The organism is Streptomyces sp. NBC_00259 (assembly GCF_036181745.1).
Classification (GTDB): Bacteria; Actinomycetota; Actinomycetes; order Streptomycetales; family Streptomycetaceae; genus Streptomyces; species Streptomyces pratisoli.
The window spans coordinates 5960085-5983950 of record NZ_CP108080.1 but is presented as its reverse complement, the minus strand read 5'-3'; the positions used below and the strand labels follow the sequence as shown (position 1 = coordinate 5983950).

The 23866-nt window shown below is 69.8% G+C and carries 15 protein-coding genes and 2 pseudogenes; 5 read left to right on the top strand and 12 right to left on the bottom strand.

Translation table 11 applies throughout. The features are described from left to right. Nucleotide 1: 1 nt before the first annotated feature. A complete protein-coding gene (locus tag OG766_RS27070; protein WP_328726372.1) occupies nt 2-1498 on the bottom strand; it encodes an ABC transporter substrate-binding protein in 1497 nt (498 codons plus the stop codon). 91 nt (nt 1499-1589) lie between these two features. Here OG766_RS27070 and OG766_RS27065 point away from each other — a divergent pair, with 91 nt between their 5' ends. Then, the gene (locus tag OG766_RS27065; RefSeq protein ID WP_328726371.1) at nt 1590-2486 is read left to right on the top strand and encodes an AMP-binding protein; all 897 of its coding nucleotides are present in this window, start codon (nt 1590-1592) and stop codon (nt 2484-2486) included. 1402 nt (nt 2487-3888) lie between these two features. Here the strand turns inward: OG766_RS27065 and OG766_RS27060 are convergent. Further along, a complete protein-coding gene (locus OG766_RS27060; protein WP_266388057.1) occupies nt 3889-5109 on the bottom strand; it encodes a TetR/AcrR family transcriptional regulator in 1221 nt (406 codons plus the stop codon). 47 nt (nt 5110-5156) lie between these two features. Further along, nucleotides 5157-6251 carry an XdhC family protein gene (locus OG766_RS27055; protein WP_266388060.1) on the bottom strand — a complete coding sequence of 365 codons (1095 nt, stop codon included), beginning with the start codon at nt 6249-6251 and terminating at the stop codon, nt 5157-5159. 142 nt (nt 6252-6393) lie between these two features. On the opposite strand from OG766_RS27055, the gene OG766_RS27050 reads away from it, so the two are divergent. The 4 genes from OG766_RS27050 to OG766_RS27035 all read left to right on the top strand — a co-directional run bounded on the left by OG766_RS27050 (nt 6394) and on the right by OG766_RS27035 (nt 10899). Then, a complete protein-coding gene (locus OG766_RS27050) occupies nt 6394-7263 on the top strand; it encodes an FAD binding domain-containing protein (RefSeq protein ID WP_266388062.1) in 870 nt (289 codons plus the stop codon). After that, complete coding sequence (locus tag OG766_RS27045) at nt 7263-7799, top strand: (2Fe-2S)-binding protein (RefSeq protein WP_266388065.1); 537 nt, start codon at nt 7263-7265, stop codon at nt 7797-7799. The genes OG766_RS27050 and OG766_RS27045 overlap by 1 nt, the downstream gene beginning before the upstream one ends. Before the next feature lie 5 nt (nt 7800-7804). Continuing rightward, nucleotides 7805-10192: a xanthine dehydrogenase family protein molybdopterin-binding subunit gene (locus OG766_RS27040; RefSeq protein WP_266388068.1), complete on the top strand. Its 2388-nt coding sequence runs from the start codon at nt 7805-7807 to the stop codon at nt 10190-10192. A 71-nt stretch (nt 10193-10263) separates the two neighbouring features. Then, on the top strand, nt 10264-10899 hold the full coding sequence (locus OG766_RS27035) for an SRPBCC family protein (protein ID WP_266388071.1): 636 nt from the start codon (nt 10264-10266) through the stop codon (nt 10897-10899). A 1124-nt stretch (nt 10900-12023) separates the two neighbouring features. Here OG766_RS27035 and OG766_RS27030 read toward each other — a convergent pair. The 9 genes and pseudogenes from OG766_RS27030 to OG766_RS26990 form a co-directional block, all read right to left on the bottom strand. Then, a pseudogene (locus OG766_RS27030) lies at nt 12024-12359 on the bottom strand (PfkB family carbohydrate kinase); the annotation flags it as partial. Nucleotides 12360-12401: 42 nt separating this feature from the next. After that, nucleotides 12402-12731: pseudogene (locus tag OG766_RS27025) on the bottom strand (transposase); the annotation flags it as partial. A gap of 170 nt (nt 12732-12901) precedes the next feature. After that, nucleotides 12902-16474 (bottom strand): glycoside hydrolase family 32 protein, encoded by a 3573-nt coding sequence (locus OG766_RS27020; RefSeq protein ID WP_328726370.1) that lies wholly within the window; start codon nt 16472-16474, stop codon nt 12902-12904. 82 nt (nt 16475-16556) lie between these two features. Beyond that, nucleotides 16557-18098, bottom strand: a complete 1542-nt coding sequence (locus OG766_RS27015) for a glycoside hydrolase family 32 protein (RefSeq protein ID WP_328726369.1) — start codon at nt 18096-18098, stop codon at nt 16557-16559. Beyond that, the gene (locus OG766_RS27010) at nt 18095-19177 is read right to left on the bottom strand and encodes an ATP-binding cassette domain-containing protein (protein WP_328726368.1); all 1083 of its coding nucleotides are present in this window, start codon (nt 19175-19177) and stop codon (nt 18095-18097) included. The genes OG766_RS27015 and OG766_RS27010 overlap by 4 nt, the downstream gene beginning before the upstream one ends. Further along, entirely contained in the window at nt 19174-20127 is a 954-nt protein-coding gene (locus OG766_RS27005; protein ID WP_266388084.1) for an ABC transporter ATP-binding protein, read from the bottom strand. Before OG766_RS27005 ends, OG766_RS27010 begins: the two co-directional genes overlap by 4 nt. 3 nt (nt 20128-20130) lie before the next feature. Beyond that, nucleotides 20131-21051, bottom strand: coding sequence for an ABC transporter permease (locus OG766_RS27000; RefSeq protein ID WP_266388086.1), 921 nt, complete (start codon nt 21049-21051; stop codon nt 20131-20133). Nucleotides 21052-21065: 14 nt separating this feature from the next. Further along, nucleotides 21066-22043 (bottom strand): ABC transporter permease, encoded by a 978-nt coding sequence (locus OG766_RS26995; protein ID WP_266388089.1) that lies wholly within the window; start codon nt 22041-22043, stop codon nt 21066-21068. A gap of 86 nt (nt 22044-22129) precedes the next feature. Further along, nucleotides 22130-23812, bottom strand: a complete 1683-nt coding sequence (locus tag OG766_RS26990; RefSeq protein ID WP_328726367.1) for an ABC transporter substrate-binding protein — start codon at nt 23810-23812, stop codon at nt 22130-22132. Between the last annotated feature and the right edge of the window lie 54 nt (nt 23813-23866).

The window sequence follows — 23866 nt, the reverse complement described above, 5'->3', positions numbered from 1 at the left end:
CTCATGAGATATGCGTGGCGATGCTGATCAACTCACGCTCGCGCGGGTCCTTCACCGAGCCCACCACATGCGCCGCGTCGCCCTGGACGACCCGCTCATGGAGCAGCGGGAGCGCGGCGTCGGAGTTGAGGACCGCGGTCTCCGCCGCCAGGATCGCGGCGCGCCGGGCGTCACCCGCGGGGGTGGCCGACGCCTTCCGCAGCGCCTGGTCCACGGCGGGGTCGGAGAGCTGGGCGATATTGAACGAGCCCTCGCTGCCGAAGTCGCTCTGCAGGTATGCGGTCGGGTCGCCGGAGTCCAGGATGGTCGCGCGGGACAAGATGAACGCGTCGAACTTCCCGGCCAGCGCGTCCTGCTCGATGTTGGCGTACTCACGGATGTCCAGCTTCACCTTGAAGCCGGCCTTCTGGAGCTGCTGTTGGAGACTGGCCGCGACCTCCGGCAGCTCGGCGCGGTCGGTGAAGGTGCCGATGGTGATGGTGGCGCCGTTCACCTTGCCCGGGGCGGTGGCGGCGGTGCGGCCCTGGCGCTGCTTCGCCCACGGCAGCGCGGGTCCCAGCAGGCCCTCGGCGACGTCGGCGCGGTTCTCGTACACCCCGGAGACCAGGGCCTTGGCGTCGATCGCCACGCGGGCGGCGGCGCGTATCGCCGGGTCCTTGAAGGCCCCCTTCTCGGTGTTGAGGTACAGGGTGTTGGTGCGCGGCATCGGCACCTCGGTGATCTGGTTCTCGGCGAGCAGCGGCGCCTGGGAGACGGGGATCGATTCGACGATGTCGGCCTCGCCGCTGCGCAGCGCGGCGGCGCGGGCGGTGCCGTCGGGAATGAACCGCACGTCGATTCCGGGCGCCTTGGCCCGGCCGCCCCAGTACTTCTCATTGCGGTCCAGGGCGGCGGAGCTGGTGCCGTTCACCTTCGTCAGCACGAACGCGCCGGTGCCCGCGCCGACCGGGTTGACGGTCTTTCCTTGGTACGCCTTGGCCGCGAGGATCGACAACTGCGGCGAGGAGAGCCGCTGGGGGACCAGCGGATCGGCGTCGGTGGTGGTGACCCGCACGGTGTTGCCCTCGGCCGCGGCCGTCAGGCCGACGCCGTCGAGGATGCGCGGCTTGGGGGCGGCGGTGGCGGCCCGCGTGAGCGAGCGGGCGACGGCCTCGGCGGTCAGCGCGGTGCCGTCGTGGAAGGTGACGCCCTCGCGCACGGTGAACGTCCACGTACGGGGGTCGCTGCGCTGCCACTTGGCGGCCAGGGCGGGCCGGGGGTCGCCGTCCTTGTCGAGGGTGACCAGGGTTTCCGCCGTCGACCACCGGGAGAGCTTGAAGGCATCGTCGCTGAGCGGGGAGAGCCCGGACCGCGGCGGCTGCATCATCGCGAGCCTGATGCGGCGCTCGCCGTTGGAGTCACCTCCGGCGCTGTCGGCGCCGGAGGCGAAGCAGCCGGTGAGGAGGAGGACCGAGACGGCTGCGAGGGAACCCAGGGGCAGGAGCTTGGACGGGTGCATGGGGAGACTTTCAGGCCATGGGACGGGGGCGCTGGACAGCGCGTCCCTGAAGCTAGCATATGACAATCATATTCAATTACCCCCGGGTCCTTTGCACCAGGACCCCTTACACGGTGATGACGACTTCGCTCGCGCGTGCTCCATTTCCAGATACCGGATCGCCTCGGGCGCCTCGCCCAACTTCGACGTATGGACCGGTGACCTCTGTATCGCGATCGCCGCCGGCGCCACTGTCGTCGTGCCCGGCACGGACAAGCTGCTGGGAGAAGACCTGCTTCTGGTCCTGGACCGCGAGAAAGTCACCCACGTCAGCGTTCCCGCGCCGGTCCTGGCCACGGTCCCGGCGCGAGACCTGCCCGAGCTGCGCACTCTTCTCGTCGGCGGTGACGCTTATCCGGTGGGCCTGGTCGACGAGTGGGCACCGGGCCGGCGCATGTTCAACGTTCACGGCCCCACGGAATCAACCGTCGCTGCAACGGTGAGTGCTCCGTTGACGCCGGGTGAGGTGCCACCGATCGGTACGCCGGTGCCGGGCACACGGGTGTTTGTGTTGGATGCGGATCTGCGTCCGGTGGCACCGGGTGTGGCCGGTGAGCTGTACCTCAGCGGAGCCGGCCTGGCCCGCGGCTACCTCAACGGCCCCGGCCTGACCGCGGAACGATTCATCGCCTGCCCGTTCGGCACCGGCGAGCGCATGTACCGCACCGGCGACTCGTCCGCTGGCGCCCCGACGGACAAGTTCCTCTCCCGCGCCGACGAACAGGTCGAGATCCGTGGCTTCCGGATCGAGCCCGGCGAGATCGAGTCCGTCCTGACCAGCCACCCCGGCGTCACCCGGGCCGTGGTCCTGGTCCGCGAGGACCAGCCCGGCGACAAACGCCTCGTCGCCTACGTCATCCCGGAGCGAAACGCTTCCACCGAGCAGGACTCCCACGACCCCGTGGACGAGTGGCAGCAGTGCTCGATGGTCGCTGAACGAGCATCATGACTCTCCGTCAGGATCAGCGTCGCACGAGCGTCAAAAGGTTTCCCCAACCGCCCTCACGAGGTCGAGGCAGAACCCTCCTCATCCGCGCACCGCTGCGCGAAGCCGCAGGTGGGACGCATGGCGCGACCCTGCGACATGTTCCACGCGGTGGAGTTCGGGAAACAGGTCAAGCACACCCGGCCACGCCTGAGAAATCGAGAGAACCCCGAGGTCAGAGGCCCTTCGCAGCCAGCTCAAGAATAGCCACGCACTCCACGTGCGACGTCATCGGAAGGATGTCCACTGAGACGGAATCAGGTAAAAGGCCAGGTCAGGTGCGCTTCTACGGCTCAGCCCGTCGGCCGTTCGGGACGCGGAGCGTCAAACGAGCGTCAGAAAGAGCCGCTGCCCGCGCCGCCTGCGGATGTCGACGTCCGGCGCCGTTTGTCATCGCTCTGCGGCCCGGCTACCTCACCCTCCAGCGACTCGGCTTTCAGTTGATGACCGAGCCTCCCGGCATCAGCGAACTCAAGCGAATACGCGCTACGTTCGAGGAGCTGGCCGACGCCGTCGCGACGGGACGCCCCCCGATGGTGACCCGTGTACCCATGGACTGGGGCAGTCCCCGGACACGCGAGGTTCTGCGCCGTATGCGCACGGCACTGGGTGAGGCAACACCTCAGGGTGCCGCCGCACAGGATCGCCCGGACCAGCTAGTCGGCCGCCTCCGCGACCGCGCGGGCGGCGTGGTGAGGAACGCCGCAGTCACTCTGGTGGATGCGTGCGGAGTGCAAGTCGACGTGGCGTACACCGGCCGCGACGGCACGTTCCTCCTTCACTCCCCACGCCCCGGCCGGCATCTGCTGATTGCCTCCGGGCACGGGATCGAACCGCACGCGGAGTTCGTTGACGTACCGGCACCTGGCGGAGTCGTGGTCGGTGGCCAGGCCGGGGAGGCCCGCCGAACCAGGGAGTAGGCTTATGCGCGCTCGTGAGAGACCGGCCACAGCGCCCAGCTTCGTCAACGCCGACTACCCCTTGGCACCTTCATCTGCGCGACGTCATGGTGAACGAGGAGCCGTTGGCGGTCAACATGCCGTTCGGCGTGCGCCTGAGGGCGTACGCCTGGTGCAAAAAAAACTCGCTTTGCGCCCTAGGGGCCGCTTCGCGTGCCTGCACCCGCAGGCACGCAAGTACGCAAAGCGGACATGCCCGCCGAGTACCCGTGAGAGGTCGTGCGCAACTTGGTCGCTGCGGTTGCCGACGCCGATCAAGCCCGCCCGCCGAAGTACGGCACCGCCGTCCTGTGCCTCGGCCGCCACAGATACGGCGACCTTCGGGCTCTCGGAAGAGAGACCGGCGCCGAGCCCTGAGACGACCTTCGTGGCGCAGCATCAAACCCGGAACGCTGGAGGAAACTACACTACCGACGCGACCGGCCCTCCAGCGTTTGCCCCAGGGCGCCGAGCAGGCCGGAGAGTCGGCGCCGGTCTGCCGCGCCCAGTCCGGCGAGCAGTTCCTGCTCCTGGGCCGACCGTGCGGCGACGATCCGCTCGGCCAGTTCGAGACCCTCCGGGGTGAGACACAGTCGGATGATCCGGCGGTCGTCTGCGTCGCGTTCCCGCCGGATCAGACCCGCTGCCTCCAGACGGTCCGCGTGCTGGGTGAGACCGCCCGCGCGGGCCGTGCCGGCTGCCGCCACCTCGCCCGTCGTCCGGCGGTAGGGCTCTCCTGCATCGCGGAGGACGGCGAGCACCTCGTAGGCAGGCAGACTGATGCCGTACTCCCGGACGGTCCTGCTGATCAGCGCCCGAATACCAGCGGCACACTCGTTCAGCCGTGCGAACAGGGCTGCGGGGGAGTTGTCCGCCGCCTGCGCCGCCCGCTCCGGGCGGAGACGCTCGGCGTGTACGGGCTCCGAGGGCCGGGACCCGTCATGGGAGCCGGCCGCGCCGCCCGGCGCGGGCGGGGGAACGGCGTCGAGGGCGTCACCGAAAGCGGTGGTGAGTACGTCGGTCAGCGCCGGAGCGAGCTCCTCGGTCGGGACGGAGGCCGCTGGTTCATGGGCGAAGAGGTACCGCTCCATGATCACGCCGAACAGGACGCTCCGAATGACGGCGGCGCGCACCTCCGCGTCGGCGGAGTCGCCGAGCAGGCGTGCGAGCGGTTCGCCGACCTGCTTCTCCAGGATCGTGCGCAAGAGCTCGGCGCTCGGCGGGTGGCTGACGGCCGAGCGGATCAGCGCGGGCCAGGGATCGTCGGTCGGCAGGCTGTCCCACCGGTCCAGGTAGGTGAGGGCCAGAGCCGCGGGCAGTTCGCGGGTGCTGTAGGTCGCGGCCGACAGCACGTCGTTGGTGACGCCCACCCCGCTGCCCACGGCCTCGCGGAACAGACCGTCCTTGGTGCCGAAGTACGCCATCACCAGGCCGGGCGTCACTCCTGCATCGGCCGCGATGGCGCGGACGCCCACGCCCCGGTAGCCGTGCGCGCCGAACAGTCGCCGCGCCGCGTCGAGGACCGCGTGGCGATTGCCCTCCGGGTCATGGGAGCCGGGACGGCGCTGTGACGGCTGTCCTGCTTCCCGGCCGGTTCCCGGCGTGGGGCTTGCGGCCGATCGCCGACGGCCTTCGTTCTTCGGATCCACATGGCCCACATTAAACGAGCGTTCATAAAACAGTCGTTCAAAAACAACTACGCTCTGTGCACCGGGCCGGTTCGCAGGGTGAGTGGCAGTGCGGTGCCGCCACGGCGCACCGCGACGATCTCGGCCAGGATCGACACGGCGGTCTCTTCGGGTCCCCGGCCGCCGAGATCCAGCCCGATCGGCGAGCGCAGCCGTGCGAGTTCCGCTTCGGTCGTGCCCGCCTGGCGCAGTCGCCCGATCCGGTCCTCGTGCGTCCGGCGGCTGCCCATGGCTCCGACATATCCGGCCCTGCTGCGCAGGGCGAGGCCGAGAACCGGCACGTCGAACCGTGCGTCATGGGTCAGTACGCACACCGCGGTCGACGTGTCGACCAGGTCTTCATGTGCGCGGAACCAGCGGTCGGGCCGTTCGGTGACGACCTCGTCGGCCCCCGGGAAGCGCTCGGCCGCCGCGAACGCGGGCCTGGCGTCGCAGACCGTCACCCGGTGCCCCAGTGCGGCGCCGATGTCCGCCAGGGGTCGGGCGAACTCGGCTGCACCGAAGATCAACAGACGTGGCCGAGAGGCGAAGGACTGCACCAGCAGCTCGCGCTCCGGCGCACAGGAAGTGTCGTCGATTGCGCCGTTTCCGCTGGCCACGAGCCCGCTGGCGCCGCAGCCGAGCATGCCCTCGACGGCCAGGGTCGCCGCCCGGTCCGCCCGTGGGTCGCCCAGCGATCCGGTTGTCGTCCCGCCGCCGACGACCAGGCAGCCGCTGCCGTCGACGGGGGTGACCAGAGCCACCGGCGCGCCGGCCGCGATGTCGGCGGCGAGTCGACCGAGCGGTACTCCCGCACCCACCTCGCGGACCAGCACCTCGATTGTTCCGCCGCAGGTCAGGCCCACCGCAAAGGCGTCCTCGTCGCCGACTCCCCAGCGCTCGAGCGTCGGGGCGGCGCCCGCGAGCACCTCCTCCGCGACCGCGCAGACGGCGGCTTCGACGCAGCCACCGGAGACGCTGCCGACAATGCGGCCCTCCTCGGACACGAGCATCGATGCGCCCGGTCCGTGCGGGGACGAGCCCCAGGTCCGCACGACGGTCGCCATGGCGAAGCGGGTTCCGGAGCGTTGCCAGGCGGCTGCCTGGTCGATGACGTGTCGCATATCGCCCTCCGCGGGCCGTGAGATCTCGGACAACCTCTTGCCAAGAAGAAACTTTAATGTAAATCATTTCAGGTACTAGATAGATCCGTCCGTGTCGAATGCCACGGCGCAACGACGACACGAGAGGTCCGGTGGCAGCAGGTTGAAACCCACATCCTTCGACTACACCGCCCCCAGCACCGTCGGCGAGGCGGTTGCCCTCCTCGCCGACGAGGAGCGGGAGGCCAAGGTCGTCGCGGGCGGCCAGTCCCTGATCCCCATGCTGAACATGCGTCTCGCCAGGCCCGAGCTGCTCGTGGACATCACCCGGATCCCCGAACTCGGCCGCCTCCAGGTGGACGAGTCGGGCAACCTGCGCATCGGAGCCGCCGTGCGGCAGGCCCACGTCGCCACAGACAGCGCCGTACGGGACGGATGGCCGCTCCTGGCCGCCGCGATCGGCCATATCGGACACCCTCAGATCCGCAACCGCGGCACCGTCTGCGGCAGCCTCGCCCACCACGACCCGGCCGCCGAACTACCCACCGCAGCACTGGCCCTGGACGCCCGCTTCGTGATCACCGGGCCGCGGGGCACCCGTACGGTCACCGCCGAGGACTTCTTCGTCGCCACCTTCTCCACGGCTGTCGAAGCGGACGAGCTCCTCACCGAGGTCGTGTTCCCGCCGGCCCCGGCACACCACGGCTGGGCCTTCGAGGAACTGACCGGCAGGCACGGCGACTTCGCCACCGTCGGCGTGGCCGTCGTCCTGGAACGGGACACCGCTGCGGACACCGTCCGCGCCGCCCGTGTGGTCTTCTGCGGCGCGGGCCCCGTCCCGGTACGTCTGCCCGCCGCCGAGAACGCGCTCGTCAACAGCGACGTCGGCGAGCAGTCCCTCGCTGCCGCGGCCCGTGCCGCGCTCTCCCGCCTCACCCCTTCCGACGACGTCCACGCCACCGCCGAGTACCGGCGCGAGGGCGCCGCCCATCTCCTCGTCCGCGCCTGCACCACTGCCTGGGAGCGCTGCTGATGACCCCCTCCGTCCCCACCCCGCTCGCCGCGCGCACACCGCCGCTCGCCGAGCCCTCCGCCTGGCACGAGATCAGCCTCACCGTCAACGGACGACCGGTCACAGCCCAGGTCGAGTCGCGGCTGCTGCTCAGCGACTTCCTGCGTGACCGGCTCGGTCTCACCGGCACCCATGTCGGCTGCGAGCACGGAGTCTGCGGGGCCTGCACCGTCCTTGTCGACGACGAGCCGGTGCGCTCCTGCCTGACCCTGGGCGTGCAATGTGACGGTGCCCAGCTCCGCACCGTCGAGGGCCTCGCTCCCGCCGACGCTCCGCTCACCCCCGTACAGCGGGCCTTCCACGAGTGCCACGGCATGCAGTGCGGCTTCTGCACACCCGGATTCGTCATGACGGCGACCGCCCTGACCGAGCAGTCCGAGCGTCCCGACGAGGAACAGGTCGCCGACGCGCTCAGCGGGCATCTGTGCCGGTGCACCGGCTACCGCAACATCCGCCGTGCCGTGTGCCAGGCACTCGACGAGCGATTCGGGGAGTGACCCGCATGTCCCACGATTCCGACCGGGCCCAGTCCGGCAACGGCGGCTGGATCGGCCGTTCCGTCCCCCGCGTCGAGGACGACCGGCTGCTGCGCGGCAACGGCCGTTACGTCGACGACATCGCCCTCCCCGGCGCCGTCGAGGCCGCCTTCCTGCGCAGCCCGCACGCCCACGCCCGTATCGAGTCGGTCGACGTGACCGCGGCCCTGGCCGCACCCGGCGTCGTCGCCGTCTGGACCGGCGGCGATGTGGCGGACCTGCCCGCGATGCTGAACAAGGAAGAACTGCGCACCCCGCCGGGCCTCGCCGAGCTCCTGGACCCGCTGGTCCGGATGACTCCCATGCCCCTGCTCGCCCGCGAGAAGGTCCTCTACGTGGGCCAGCCCGTCGCCGTCGTCTTCGCCGAGAACCGCTACCTCGCCGAGGACGCCCTGGAACTCGTCGAGGTGCGGTACGGACCGCTGCCGGTGCTCGTCGACCCCGAACACGCCCTGACCGAGGACGCGACCCGGCTGCACGAGGACCTGCCGGACAACACCGCGGTCGCCGTCGCCACCCGCGTCGGTGACCCGGAAAGGGCGTTCGCCGGCGCGCACGCCGTGGTGAGCGAGCGGTTCGAGGCCCATCGCTACGTCGCCTCGCCGATCGAGACCCGCGCGATCTCGGCCCAGGTCGATCCGTACAGCGGCCGGCTGACCGTCTGGTCGGGCACCCAGACCCCGCACCGACTGCGGGACGCCATCGCCCACACCCTCGGCCTGGAATCCGCCAGGGTCCACGTCATCGCGGCCGACGTCGGCGGAGGCTTCGGCCAGAAGGGCATCCTCTACGTCGAGGAACTCCTCATCCCGCACGCCGCCCGTCGCCTCGGCCGCCCCGTGCTGTGGCGCGAGGACCGCAACGAGAACCTCACCGCCTCCTCGCACGCCCGCGAACAGATCCACCGCATCGAACTCGCCGCGGACGCCGAAGGCCACCTCGTCGCCGTACGCGACCGGATCACCGTCAACTTCGGCGCATACAACATGACCGGCCTGGTCGTGCCGTACAACTCGCTGTGCCACCTCCTGGGCCCCTACCGCGTCCCGAACGTGCACATCGATGTCGTCGGCGTGCTCACCAACACCGCCTTCGCCACGCCCTACCGGGGAGCCGGACGTCCGGAGACGGTCTTCGCCATGGAACGGGCCATGGACAGGCTGTCCGCGGAACTGGGCATCGAACCCGAGGAGTTGAGGACGCGCAATCTTGTGCGGCCCGACGAGATGCCGTACGCGACCGGCCTGGTGGACCGCTCGGGAAGCCCGCAGTCCTACGACTCCGGTGACTTCCCCGAACTCCTGCGCCGGGCCGTCGCGAAGGCCGACGTCGAGGGGGTACGAGCCCGACAGCGCGAAGGCGCCCGCGATGGGAAGCACGTCGGCATCGGATTCGCCATGTACATAGAGGCCACCGGCCTCGGACCGTTCGAGACCGCGCGCATCGACGTCGCCCCCAGCGGACGGGTGCGGCTCGCCATCGGCGCGCCCTCCCAGGGGCAGGGACACCGCACCTCCATGGCGCAGATCGCCGCCGACGCCATCGGCGTGCCGTTCGACGTCATCGACGTGGCCGGCGGCGACACCGAGGCCACCCCGTTCGGCGTGGGCACCATCGCCAGCCGCGCCCTGGTCAACGCCGGGAATGCCACCCACCGGGCAGGCCGACTCGTCCGCGAGAAGATCGTCGAAGCGGCAGCCCGCCGCCTCGGTGTCGCGGCGGGCGGCCTCGACCTGAACGACGGCATCGTGCGGGCCAAGGAACCTGGCGGCCCGTCCATCAGCCTGGCGGAACTGGCAGGCAAGGCACCCCTGCCCGGCATCGCCGAACCAACCGACGGCCGGCACGGCACCGAGATCAGCGAGACCGTGCACTTCCGCCCACCGGGTTTCGCGGTCGCGAGCGGAGCGCACGCAGCCGTCGTCGAGGTCGACGAACACACCGGCCAGATCGAGATCCTGCACTACGTCGTCGTCCACGACGCGGGCAACATCGTCAACCCGATGATCGCGGAAGGGCAGGTCACCGGCGGCATCGCGCAGGGTATCGGCGGAGCACTGTACGAGGAGATGATCTACGGCCCCGACGGCCAGCCCCGCACCGGTACCTACATGGACTACCTCGTGCCCACATCCTCGGAAATCCCCGACCTCGACATGGACGAGATCTTCACCCCGAGCCCCATGAACGACCTCGGCGTCAAGGGACTCGGCGAAGGCGGCGCGATCGCACCGCAGGCAGTGCTGGCCGGCGCCGTCGAGGACGCGCTGCGTTCCCTCGACGTGGTCGTACGCCGCGGCCCTCTCTCGCCGAGCCGGGTGCGCGCGCTGATCCGTACGGCAGTCGGCACCTGAGTCCGCCCAGCCCTTGAACGGGCGACGCACCCACTGCCGGCCCGGCCGACCACTCTCCAGATTGGACAACCATGCAACTCGACCACTCCTTCACCGTCCCCGCCGGCCTCGACGACGCCTGGAAGCTCTTCCAAGAGCTTGACCGGGTCGCGCCCTGTATGCCCGGTGCCGTGCTGGACACCCTCGAAGGCGACTCCTTTACCGGCCGCGTCAAGGTCAAGGTCGGCGCGGTGCAGATGAGTTACCGCGGCGAAGGCACCGTCACCCGCGACGGATCCGCACGATCGATGCTTCTCGACCTCAGCGGAAGCGAGACCCGCGGCGCGGGCACCGCGTCGGCCACGGTCACCGCGACCCTGACCGCCGCTCCGGCCGGCACGCTGGTGCGCGTACGCACGGACCTCGACATCACCGGCCGGCCGGCTCAATTCGGCCGGGGCATCATGACCGAGGTCGGCGACCGCATCGTTCAGCAGTTCGCCACCCGGCTCGAAGAGCTGCTGCGGGAGGTGGGCCCTGGCGCGTCTGCGGTGTCCGCGACGAGCACCACGGAATCTCTACAGGGCCGGCTCGCACCAGAACCGGAGGCCATCGACCTCGGTGCGGCTGCGCTGCCCGTGCTGCTCAGGAAAGCCGCGCTACCCGCGGCGGCCGTGCTGTTTGCGGTGGTCGTGATTCGGACACTGAGGCAGCGTTCTCGCAGCTGAGTGCCGCAGCTCCACTGTCGGACCATGCGCCGTCGAGGAGGACGAACGCCTTCTCCCGCTGCAAGGATCGCACCCGGCGAGTCGCACGCCAGCGGCCGCTTCACGAGACTTGGCTCGGATGTCCCGGTACCCCGTCAGCCGCAACGCCGAGGCGTTCGGATGTACGGATTTCGGGCGGCGCTAATCCTTCGCGCACTCCCCGATCGCCGTCCGAACAACGCTCCCCCGGGGCAGCCCCGAATCGAGCGTCATCCGGGCGTCAAAAATCGCAAAAGGCGCTTCGCCAACATCCCTCATATCATCCTCACCGCGCCCTGACCCGCAGGTCAGACCGGTCGAGGCAGGTGGTTTGCCCGTTCGACCCGTTCCGCGAGCGAAAACAGGTCGAACGAGCCACCTGGTGCGCGAAACAGCAGGTCAGGCACCCTTCTCAGCAGGCTCCAGAATCGCCACGCACTCCGCGTGCGAGGTCATCGAAAAGATGTCACAGGGGGCGAGGAGACAGAAACCGCAGGCCGAAACCTGCTTCTCGGCTCAGTGGCCGACATGTCGGGGCCCGGAGCGTCAAATGAGCGTCACGGTCGAGACGGCGTCGGCCTCGCTGCAGCGTGACAGCGACCTCCGTCGCCGGGAGACCTGGCTTACGAAAGCGCGCCATGATGTCGCGGCGCAGGGCGAGGCCGCCCAGGGGCGGCGGTGGCGCGGCCGAGTCCGAGGTCGATGCGGCCGGGGCGAGGGCCCAGCCGCAGCGCCAGGCCAGCCTTCCAGCAGCTGCGCATCTCGGCTCCCTCTGCGTCACGCAGCAAGACCTCGTGGAGCTCTACGAGCTCATGTGCAGCGGAGAATTCAACCCACCGATCAACCGGATCACCACCGGCTGGGATCCCTCTCGCACCGTGCTAGAGACGTGGCAGGCCCAGGAGTCCGAGTAGCTCTGTCAGCGCCTGGATCCGCAGGCTCCCGCCCTGCCGAGCGGTTACACGTGATCGCCGCAGCCGGGCGAATGCGGGGTACTGGTCGCGCCGGGCCGGGTTGGCTACTGCTCAGGCAGCGCCAGCTGCGGACATCTGATGGGCGCTGCGGTCGCTTCGCACGAGACCGCCGTCACCGTGGCTGAATGCCCTTCAACCCATGTGGCGCGGCAGGTTTCGTGCAGCGCCGATCCGCGGTGCCGGTTCGTCTGCCCAGGGTGGGTTCGCACCGGGGACCGCGCACGTCAGGGCGGCGCCTTGGGCGGCGAATGCGCAGGCATCGGTGGGGTCTTCGAGCGTCAGGTCGTCGAGTCGGCCGCCGAGGCTTTCGAGAGCAGCGAGTCGGTGGAGGAGACCCGCGGTGAAGGAGTCGCCGGCGCCAACTGTGTCAACGACCACGGTAGGCGGGGCCGGGACAGCGACGCGCGAGCCGTCCAGTGATGCGAGAGCGCCGCGCCCGCCGAGTGTGACGACGACGAGGCGAGTGCCGGGGGTCTGTAAAGTTAACGGCTGATCTTGGTTGTTGAGATGTCAGTGGTGGGTGGGGGTGAGGCGGCCCTCGAAGGCGATTTGGAAGGCGTTGAGCGGTGCCTTCCAGCGCATGGTCCAGCGCCGGCGGCCCTGTCCTGTGGGGTCCAGGCTCATCAGCGCCGTATACACGCACTTGAGAGCGGCGGCCTCGTTCGGGAAGTGACCGCGGGCCCGGACGGCCTTGCGTATGCGGGCGTTGACGCTCTCGATCGCGTTCGTGGAGCAGATCACCTTGCGGATCTCCACGTCGAACGAGAGGAAGGGCACGAACTCGGCCCAGGCGTCGGACCACAGCTTGATCACGGCCGGGTACTTGGTGCCCCACGCTTCGGAGAACTGCCCTTCCGCGGGGCGTCGGCGAGGGCCGATCTCGCCAATTCGGGAAGGGGTTCCGAACCCACTCACAGCGGATTGTCCTTCCAGCCCGCAGAGGCTCCGCCCCGTTACTCGGGGGGGTGGAGCCTCTGCGGGCATTGCCGTAGGTCGGCCCTGGTCGGTGGTTACAGCTGCTTCACGTACGTGTTCTGGTAGGCCGCCCTCCCTCCGAACACGTTGAGGCCGATGTGTCCGCTCGTGTACGTCGTGTCCGTCACGTCGATGATCCGCTCGCCGTTGAGGAACACCTGGATGCGGTCGCCCTCGGTGAGGATGCGGACGGGGTAGGTCGTGCCGCGGCGGAGCAGGGCCGAGACGCGGGCGAGGGCGGCGCCGTCGTCGAAGAAGCCGTTGGCCTTGGCGACCAGGCGGATCACGCGTAGGTCGGGGTCGATGTTGAGGCAGTAGGCATCGGTGCCGTCGGAGGAGGCGCGCCAGAGGAGGGAGAGGGCGCCGCCCGTGTCCGGGTCGGGGCCGCCGAGCCGGACCAGGGTGGTGAGGTCCAAGTCCGTCGCCGTGAGGGACGAGATCGCGTTGGAGTCCTTGTCGAAGCTTCCGGCGCGGCCCGCGCTGTCCGTCGACCAGCGGCCCGCGGGGGTGATCGTCAAGTTGCCGAGGCCCGAGCGGAATTCACCACCGGTCGGGGCGGCCACCAGCGGCTTCACCCGATCCACCAGGCGGAAGGTGCTGTCCAGCCTGTGCACCTTGAGCGACTCGATGTGTGCGGTGCCGCCCTTGGCGTAGAAGGCCATGCCGTCGGCGTCCGGGCCGGGGAAGATCAGGCTGGTCACGGCGGCGTGTCCGTCCCCGCCGAATGCCTCGACCGAGGACGAGTCAACGTACACGCGCAGGGTCACGCGGCCGTCGGTCGTCTTCATCGGCGCGACCGTGCGGCCCGTGAAGTACTGCGTGAAGTCACTCAGGCCCGAGGCCGAGCGGTCCACGAACAGCTCCTGCGCCTCCGCGTGGTATCCGACCGTCGTGTGCTGGTCGTCGTCGGTCCGGAGCCGGAAGCCGATCTCTGTGGCGGTGCCAAGGGTGATCTCGGCCTCGATCTCGTAGGCGATACCCGTGACACGTGTGAGCGGATTCGCCGATTCGGGGCCGACGGAGAGGCTCTTGCGGGTCGTGGCAGAGGAGCGCAGGGCGGTCAGCTCGCGGACCGGGCGCTGCACCAGGCGTACGCCGTCGGCGGTGTTCGTGAGTGTCAGTTCGCGGGGGGTGCTCAGCTGGCCGTTCCAGCCGCCGGTCGGGGCGCTGAAGGGGTAGTCCCAGTTGCTCATCCAGCCGAGCCAGACGCGGCGGTCGTCGGGCAGGCCGTAGAAGGACATGGCGGCGTAGTAGTCACGGCCGGAGTCTGCGCGCAGGACCGTGCCGGCCTTCTGGTCGGGAGTGAAACCGGTGCCGTTCCAGTCACCCGTGAAGTACTGGGCGGCCGAGCCGTTCGTGGCGCGTACGGCACCGGTGCTCAGAGTGAGGACCCACTTCACCTTGTCCTTGTCGCCGTCGACCGGCAGCGGGAAGAAGTCGGGGCACTCCCAGACGCCGGGCGTGGCCCAGTCGCCGTAGCCGAAGGAGCTGACCTGGGTCCAGGTGAGGAGGTCGGTGGAGGTGAAGAAGCGGATGTGGTCGCCGCCGGAGACGACCATCAGCCACTGCTCGTGAACCTCGTCGCGGATGACCTTCGGGTCGCGGAAGGTCCAGCCGGCGTCGGGGCCGCCCGGGTTCTGCACGGCCGGGGTCGAGCCGCCGTGCAGCTGCCAGGAGCGGCCGTTGTCCTTGCTGTACGCGATGCGCACGCCGGCGTTCCCGCCCGGCTTGTCCGGGTGGTAGCTCGTGTAATAGGCGATCAGGCCCGAGCCGCCGTCGAAGAGACCGGAGGTGTCGTCGGCGTCCACGACCGCGCAGCCGGTCCAGCAGTGGCCATAGGCGTTCCAGGGCAGGGCGATCGGCAGGGGCTGCCAGTGGACGAGGTCGGTGCTGACCGCGTGCGCCCAGCGGCCCTCGTCCTGGTGGAAGAGGTGGTACTCGCCGTCGTAGTGCAGCAGGCCGCAGGGGTCGCTGGTGGAGCCGGTGAGCTGGGAGTAGTGGTACGTGGGGCGGTACGGCTCGGTGAAGTAGTCGGCGGTGCTGTGGACCTCGACGTTCTGGAAGTACGACGTCCCGTGCGCGGCGGCGGTGCCGAAGGTGGCGCCCTTGGTGTGGGACACGCGGGTCTTCAGCGCCCGTACGCCGTCCACGTACACCTCGATGGTTCTGCCCGTCGCGCGAGCCTCGACGCGGTACGTGCTTCCGGCCGTGATGCGCCGGACCGGGCCGGAGGCGGAGGCGAGGCGGGCACCGGAGGAGCGGTCCAGCAGGACGACGGCGTTGCGGCCGGCTTCCAGGCGGGCTTCGTAGCCGCCGGAGCCGTTCGCGGACGCACGCAGGACGAGGCCGGCCGAGGAGGAGCGGTCGCCGGGGGTGATGTCGGCTCTCGCCACCAGGTCGCCGTCGGTGGAGGGGGCCGTGCGCAGGCCGTTCTCGCCGCGGATGCCGCACAGGTCGGGGGTCCAGGTGCCGGAGCGGGCCGTCCAGCCCTGGAGGCCGGTGGCGAGGTCGGCGGCGGCGATGTTCTCGAAGGACACCTCGCCGGCCGATGCCGAGACGGCGAGCCGGCCCTTGGTGTGGGTGGAGTCCTGGGCGGTGATGACGGGGCTGTAGCCGTCGGGAGAGAGGAAGTTGGTCTGCCAGTGCACGCGCAGTTCGTCGTGTTCGGCTTCGATGCGCAGGCGGTAGACCGCGTCGGCCTTGATGGTGGTCGCGTAGGTGCCGAGGGTGACGTTGCCGTCGATGCGGTAGAGCCTCAACCTGCCCTGGTCCGCGTCGACTTGGACGCCGTATCCGTGCGTGGCCGTGGCGTCGGTGCGCACCAGCAGTGAGGCGATGGCGGAGGCGTCGTGCAGGAGCAGGTCGGCCTGGAGCGCGGTGTCGTACGTCTGGGTCGTGGTGATGGCGCGGGCGGTGGCTCCCTGGGCTGGGGCCGCGCGCCAGCCCAGCGGACTCGCCGTCCAGGTGCCGCCGCTCGTGGTCCAGCCGGTGAGGTTGGTGGTGACCGAGGAGAGGGAGGGCGGGCCGAAGGTGACCTTGCCGCCCTGGGCGAGCAGGCCCACCGAGCCGGTGTCGTGGCGGTGGTCCTCGGCGTGGAGGAGCCGCTTGCCGTCGACATGTACCGTCAGCTCGGGTCCGTCGAAGGCCACTTGGAGGTCGTAGGACTTTCCGGCCCGTGCGCCGGGCAGCGGCGCGGTGGCGATCGTGTCGTCGCCGGCCAGGTCGTAGAGCCGTATGCGGGAGCGGCCGGGGTCGAGGGCGATCGCGTATCCGGTCGAGCCGTCGAGGGCGGCCCGGAACACCAACGCGCCTACGGCGGAAGAGGATTGGGGCGTTATGCGGGCCGCGTACGACCCCTTGGCCGCGAGTTGCTGCTCGGACAGGGCGAGGGCGGGCCCGCGACGGCCGGCTGTCGCCTTCTGGCCGCCGTCGGAGGTGCGGGTCCAGGTGCCGGTGACGGGGATGGGGTCGGGAATCGGGGTGGCGGCGGGGGTCGCTCCGGCGGCGCTCGGGGCGGCGGCCTGTGCTGCGGGGAGGATGCCTCCGAGAGGGAGCAGGGTGGCGGCGGTTCCTCCGGCGAGCAGGAGGGTACGGCGGGACACGCTCATGGCGGCTCCTGAGGGAGAACAGGGAGGAGGCCACGGCCCGCGGGGACGTCCACCCCGCGGGCCGTGGTCGTGTGTAAGACCGTCACGGCCACAGCGGCCGGGGTCCGTCGGTGAAGGCCGACGCCATTTGCCAGGCGTCGAACCGCTCCAGGGCCACGTCGCCGTCGGCACCGATACCGACGCCGACGGCCTCGTCCGGGCGGGTGGGGTAGATGCGGGCGGTCAGGGCACGCCCGTTGGCGAAGATCTCCAGTGCGGAGTGGTCGACGAGGACGCGCAGGTCGACCCGCCCGTCGGGGTCCAACGGCAGTTCGCCGTACCGGGGTTCGGTGTCGACCGTCGGGTCGAGGCTGCTGCTCTCGCGGTGCAGTCGGAGCGTGCCCGCTCCGTCGTGCGACCGGCTCACCTCCACGACCGTGCGTTCCGCGCCGTCCGGTGTCTCGCGGAGCACGAGCCGGGCGGTCGCTCCGGTGCCCAGGCGCAGGGTCGTCTCGATGTCCAGCTGCTCCCCGCGCACGGCGGGCAGCCGGCTGTACGGGTCGGCCAGTCGGCCTGGAGCCACCTCTACGCGCTCCCGCCGCAGCGCGGTCAGCTCCGGCACCGGGGCCTGGTGCAGGCCGCCGTCCGTGGCGAGCGTGACGACCCTCGGCAGGGACATCACACCGCACCAGCCGGCCTGCGCGTTCGCCTCGTCCGTCCGGCCCTCCTGGAGCCAGCCGAACATGATGCGTCGGCCGTGCTCGTCGCGGGTGGACTGGGGGGCGTAGAAGTAGCGTCCGCCGTAGTCGAGGCGGTGGAGGGCGGTGGGGGTGAAGGTGTCGCCCTGGTAGCTGCCGGTCCAGTACAGGGGGTGGTGGGTGGTGCCCGCGTCCCAGGCGGAGAAGACCAGGACGTCGGTGCCGCCGGCCTCCTCGTCCTCGCCGAGCCGGAAGAGGTCGACGCATTCCCACATCGTGCCGGTCCAGTCGAGCTCGCCCCGGTTCTGTGAGGCGTCGCCGGTCAACAGGGGGCCGACGTAGCGCCAGCTGCGCAGGTCGTCGGATTCGTACAGGAAGGCCGTTCCGCCGACGCCCCGGATTCCCGAGCCCACCAGCTGACGCCACACCGTGTTCTCGCCGGAGCCCTCCCGCCAGACGCAGTGGTCGCGGAAGGCCGTGATGTCGACACCCTCCGGCGGGGCGGTGATGACCGGGTTGGCCGAGTCCTTGGTCCAGTACGTCAGATCCGCCGATCCCCTGGCCACGCAAGGGAGTTCATGCTCGCCGTGCCTGCCCGAGTAGACGAGCGTGGGCACTCCCCCGTCGTCCACCAGGACACCGGACCAACAGCCGTCGCGATCCGGGCCGTCCGAGCCTGGCACCAGGGCGACCGGCTCATCGGCCCAGTGCACGAGGTCGGTGCTGGTGGCGTGGCCCCAGTGGATGCGGTGGTGGGCGGCGGCGAGCGGGTTGTACTGGTAGAAGAGGTGGTAGACGCCGTTCCAGTGACTCAGCCCGTTGGGGTCGTTGAGCCAGCCGCCGGGCGAGGTGAAGTGGAAGCGGGGGCGGTGGGGGTCGCGCAGGGCGCGTTCGGCCAGCCCCTCGGCGGTGTGGCTGCCGGAGGGGAGGGTGAGGTCGTGGGTCATGCGGCGGTGGTCTCCGCTTTCTCGGTGGCGTCGGTGGCCTCGCTGTCCGGCCGGTCGGTGGCCTTGAGGACGCGGGGGGCGATGTCGGAGGCGGGTGCGCGCAGATGGCATCGCACCCAGTGGGGCTGTCCTCCCCCAGCCTCCGGCCGGGGGGACCCCCATCTCGCTTCGCTCGTCTCGCCGACGATGTGGCGGACGGGGTCGGTGCGGCTGCACGTGCCGTCGTCGCCGTAGGGGCAGGACGTGGGGTTGAGGATCGCCTCGCGCAGGCGGGCGCGCTCGACGGGGTCGTAGCTGCCGGCCCGTTCGGGGTCGGGTACGGCGGACAGCAGGAGGCGGGTGTAGGGGTGGGCGGGGGCGTCCATCACCGCCAACGCGTCGCCGCCCTCGACGAGTTCGCCGGCGAACATGACCATCGTGGTGTCCGCGAGGTAGCGGGCGGAGCCCAGGTCGTGCGTGATGTAGAGCATGGCGATGTTCCGCTCGTCGCGCAGGCGCCGCATCAGGTTGAGCACGCCGACGCGCACGGAGACGTCCAGCATCGACGTCGGTTCGTCGGCGAGGATCAGCCGGGGCTCGACGGCGAGGGCGCGGGCGATCGCGACGCGCTGACGCTGGCCGCCGGAGAGCTCGTGCGGGTAGGACTGGAGCATGTCCTCGGTCAGGCCGACCGTCGTCATCAGCTCGCGCAGCGCCTCGGGGGTGGCGTGGCGGCCGTGCAGGACGAGGGCGCGGGTGAGGAAGTGCTCGATGCGGTGCACGGGGTTGAGCGAACCGAAGGGGTCCTGGAACACCATCTGGACCTTGTGGCGGTACGTCCGTGACGCCCGGCGCCGCTCGGTGCGCAGGACGTCCTCGCCGTCGAGCAGCACCTGTCCGGCGGAGGGCTGTTCGAGGCGGGCGAGGCAGCGGGCGATGGTGGACTTGCCGCTGCCGGACTCGCCGACCAGAGCGGTGATCCGGCCGGCCGGCAGGTCGAAGGACACGTCGTCGACGGCACGGACGCGGCGCCGTGAGAAGACGGTGCCGACCTGGAAGTCCTTGGTCAGACCGCGTACGGACAGCAGGGGCTGGGTCATCGCGGGGCTCCCTGGGCACTCTGGGCCACCCACCGGCTGGGGGCGATCTCGCGCAGGTCGGGGATGTTCATGGAGCAGTCCGAGCGGTCCTCGGGACAGCGGACGTGGAAGCCGCAGCTGTCGGCGGTGCGCGGGGCGTCGAAGAGGCCGGTGAGCTCTTGGCGCGGGCCTGTCAGCGGCGGGAAGGCGTTCATCAGCGCCTCGGTGTAGGGATGGAGGGGCCCCGCGAACAGGTCCTTGGCGGCGGCGAGTTCCACGATCCGTCCGCCGTACATCACGCCCATGCGGTCCGACAGCTCGACCATCAGGGACATGTCGTGAGTGATGAAGAGGATGGAGAAGCCCAGCTCCCGCTGGAGGTCGCGGATCTGCGCCATGATCTCCTGCTGCACGACCACGTCGAGCGCGGTCGTCGGCTCGTCCATGATCAGCAGCCGGGGGCGGAGCGCGACGGCCATGGCGATGACCACGCGCTGGCGCATACCGCCGGACAGCTGGTGCGGGTACGCCTTCAGCCGCCCCGGGTCGATGCCCACCAGCTCCAGGAGCTCTCCCGCCCGCTCCCGCGCGACCCGCTTCTTCAGCCTCTCGTGGGTGGTGAAGATGTCGACGATCTGCTCGCCGATGGTCAGAACGGGGTTGAGGGAGTTCATCGCCGACTGGAAGACCATCGCGATCTCCCGCCATCGGAAGGCGCGCAGCTCACGTGCGTCCAGGGCGAGGACGTCCCGCCCCTGGAAGCGGATGCTGCCCGCGGTGATCTCCGCCGGGGGCTTCAGCAGCCGCATGACCGCGTTGGCGATGGTCGACTTGCCGCAGCCGGACTCTCCGGCGAGGCCGAAGATCTCTCCGGCGCCGATGGAGAAGGAGACGTCGTCGGCGCCGACCACGGTGCGTCCGTCGCCGCGGTACTCGACGCGCAGGCCGCTCAGTTCAAGTACGGGTTCCATGGCTCAGCCCCTCCTCTCGCGGCGGGCACGGCGGTTGCGCAGCCTCGGGTTGGTGATCTCGTCGACCGCATAGTTGACCAGCGCGAGCGCGAACGCGACGAGCGCGATGCACAGTCCGGAGGGGACGAAGGCCCACCAAGCGCCGGTCATCAACGCGCCGTCGTTGCTGGCCCAGTACAGGTTGGTACCCCAGCTGACGACGCTGCTGTCGCCGAGGCCGAGGAATTCCAGGCCGGCCTGGGCGCCGATGCCGAAGATCACGCAGCCGAGCAGCGTGGTCATCACCACGGACGCCATGTTGGGCAGGATCTCGCGGAACATGATCCGCAGCGGGCGCTCCCCGGTGACGACCGCGGCGGCCACGAAGTCCTTGCCCCGGATCGACTTGGCCTGCGCGCGCAGGACCCGGGCCGAGCCCGCCCAGCCGGTGACGACGAGGACCAGGATCACGGTGGAGGTCCCGGGCGGCAGGAACGCGGCCAGGATGATGAGCAGCGGCAGTCCGGGCAGCAGCAGGAAGATGTTGGTGACCAGGGTCAGCGCGTCGTCCACAATGCGGCCGAAGTAGGCGGCCGCGAGGCCGACGACGATGGCGACCGCGGTCGCCACCAGCCCCACGGTGAACCCGACGAAGAGCGAGCTGCGCGCGCCCCACAGGGTGAGGGCGAGCACGTCCTGTCCCTTGGCGGTCGTACCGAGCCAGTGTGCGGCCGAAGGGACCTGGCTGCCCGTGGAGTTGATGAGCGACGGTTCACCCGGGACGAGGACGGGAGCGAGCAGAGCAAGGAGAGCGAAGAGAGCGAGCAGCATCAGCCCGGTCATCGCCTTCTTGCTGTCGGTGAGCTGGCGTAGCAGTCCGCGCCGGCGGGAAGGGCGCGCGGGGACTGTCGGCGTGGTGGCCGTTGCGATGTCGATGGCGGTCATGTCGGCAGCCCCCTTCAGCGGACGCGGACGCGCGGGTCGAGGCGGACGTAGACGAGGTCGACGAGGAAGTTCGCAATCAGTACCGCCGCCGTGATCGTCAGGAAGATGCCCTGCATCAGCGGGTAGTCCAGGCCCTGGACGGCCATCAGCAGCTGATAGCCGATGCCGGGGTAGGCGAACACGACCTCGGTGAGCAGGGCGCCGCCGACGACGAAGCCGAGTGCCATGCCGAAGTTGGTAACGGAGGGGAGCAGGGCGTTGCGGGCGGCGTAGCGGAACATGATCCGCGAGGGGCTGAGCCCCTTGGCCTCGGCCATGGTGATGTAGTCCTCGGCCGCCGTGGCGATCATGGTGTTGCGCATGCCGAGCATCCAGCCGCCGATGGAGACCAGCACGATGGTCAGCGCCGGCAGCACCAGGTGGGTGGCGACGTTGGAGAGGAACTCGCCGTTGAAGCCGGGAGTCAGACCGACGTCGTAGGCATGCCGCATCGGGAACCAGCCCAGGCTGACCCCGAACAGGTACAGCGCGCCCATCGCCAGCCAGAAGTACGGGAAGGAGCCGACGAAGATCAGCAGGGGCGGGAAGGCGGAGTCGAGGACGCCGCCGCGCCGCCAGGCGGCGACGATGCCGAGCAGGTTGCCGAGCACGGCGGCGATGACGAGCGCGACGCCACCGAGGAGCAGGGTCCAGCCGATCTGCGAGCCGATCACGTCGGTGACCGGGGTGGGGAAGCGGGTGATGGAGATGCCGAGGTCGCCGGTGAAGACGCTCTTGACGTAGGAGACGTACTGCTCCCAGAGGGGGCGGTTGTCGAGGCCGAAGAGTTTGCGCAGCTGGGCTATCTGATCGGGCTGCATGGTGCCCTGGGCCTGCGCGAACATCCGGGAGACCGGGTCGCCCGGCATGAAGCGCGGGAGAACGAAGTTCAGGGTGATGGAGGCCCAGAAGGCGAGCAGATAGAACCCCAGATTGCGCAGGATGAGACGCACGGGTCGTGCTCCTGTCGGTGGGGGTGCGGGAGGTCGGTGGCGGGGCGGCCGTCCGGGGAGGAGGACGGCCGTCGGTTCGCCGGGCGTCAGCCCTTGACGGGCTTCAGCGAGGTGAGCACGAGGATCGTGCTGCCGTTGCGGTTGCCGAGGGTGGCGTACGGGTTCTCTTCGGTGGGCCAGCCGGTGAAGCGGGCATCCGTGTACGCGCCCCACTCGGGGCCGGTGAACAGCGGGACGACAGGCGTGTCCTTGTTGTACAGCTCCTGCAGACCGTTCATCTGCTCGCGCTGCGCACTCTCGTCCGTGGCGGCGGCGAAGGCGTCGATGAGCTTGTCGGCCTTCTTGTCGCCGAAGCGGTGGTAGTTCTCCGTGGCCTGCTTGCCGACCGGCTGCACCATCTTGGTCGACATCACGCCGCGGAAGTACTCGTACGGGGTGGCGCCGTTGTTGCTCCACACGATGCCGGTGTCGAAGGTGCCGGTGTTGTACGACGACTGGACAGCCGACCAGTCGGGTGTCTTCACGGTGGCGGTGATGCCGACCTTCGCGAGGTTCTGCTTGATGATGTTGGCGACCGATATCCAGTCGGAGGAGGCGGAGCCGACGGAGATGTCGAGGGTGAAGTTCTTGCCGTTCTTCAGCTTGCGCTTGCCGCCGCTCTCCTTGTAGCCGGCCGCGTCGAGGGCCTTGGCCGCCGCGTCGGTGTCGTACTTCGTCCAAGTGCAGGAGGCGGCCAGCGACGTGTCGCGCCACTTGTCGTACGTGCGGGCCAGGCCCGTGCAGTCGGCGGGTTCGGCGTAGCCGTTCATCGCGACCTTGGTGATCTGGTCGCGGTCTACCGCCATGCTGAGCGCCTTGCGCACGGCCGGGTCGTCGAAGGGGGCCTTGGTGGTGTTCAGCTGCCAGTTGATCATGGCGCCGGTGGCCGGGAACCAGTAGTGGTTGTGCTTCTTGTCCTTGGCGACGAAGGACTTCTCGATGTCCGGGATGAACGACTGCGTCCAGTCCACCTCGCCGTTGGTGAAGGCGATGTTGGCGCTGTCGTTGCCGGAGAAGGCGAGCATCTGGATGCCGGCGATCTGCTGCTTCGCCGGCTGCCAGTAGTCGGGGTTCTTGCGCAGCTCGTACGACTGGCTCTGGAACTTCTCGATCTTGGTGTAAGGGCCGGTGCCGACCGGGTTCGGGTTGGTGAACTTCGCCGGGTCCTTCACCTTGGACCAGATGTGCTTCGGCAGGATGTAGTGGCCGCTGATCTCGAAGAAGGCGGTCGAGAATGCCTTGTTGAAGGAGAACTTCACCGTGTGGGCGTCGACCGCGGTGACCTTGTCCAGGTAGTCGAAGCCGCCCAGCACCTTCTTCTGGAGCTCGAAGGTGTAGACGACGTCGTCGGCGGTGAGAGCCTGGCCGTCCGACCACTTGACGCCGTCGCGCAACGTGAAGGTGAGGGACTTGCCATCCTTGGCCTGCTCCCACTTGGTGGCCAGCCACGGCGTGTCCTTGGCATCCGCCATGCTGTGCACCGCCAGCGGCTCGTAGACCGCCTGCAGGGTCATAGGGGCGGCCTGCGGGGAGAGCGGGTTGAAGTTGCGCGTGAACGTCGCCAGATCCTCGCGCGGGATGGTGAGCAGCTGGTTGCCGGAGGTGTCACCGGCGCCGGACGCGCCCGAGCCACCCGTACAGGCGGACAGGACCAGGGCTGCGGCGGCGGTCGCGGTGACCGCTCTCAGGACGGCTCGGGGCCGCCGTGAAGGTATGCGGGAAGGTGCCATAATGGAGACTCTTTTCCTCTCTTCAACACACAGGGCGAAGACTGGGATGGGATT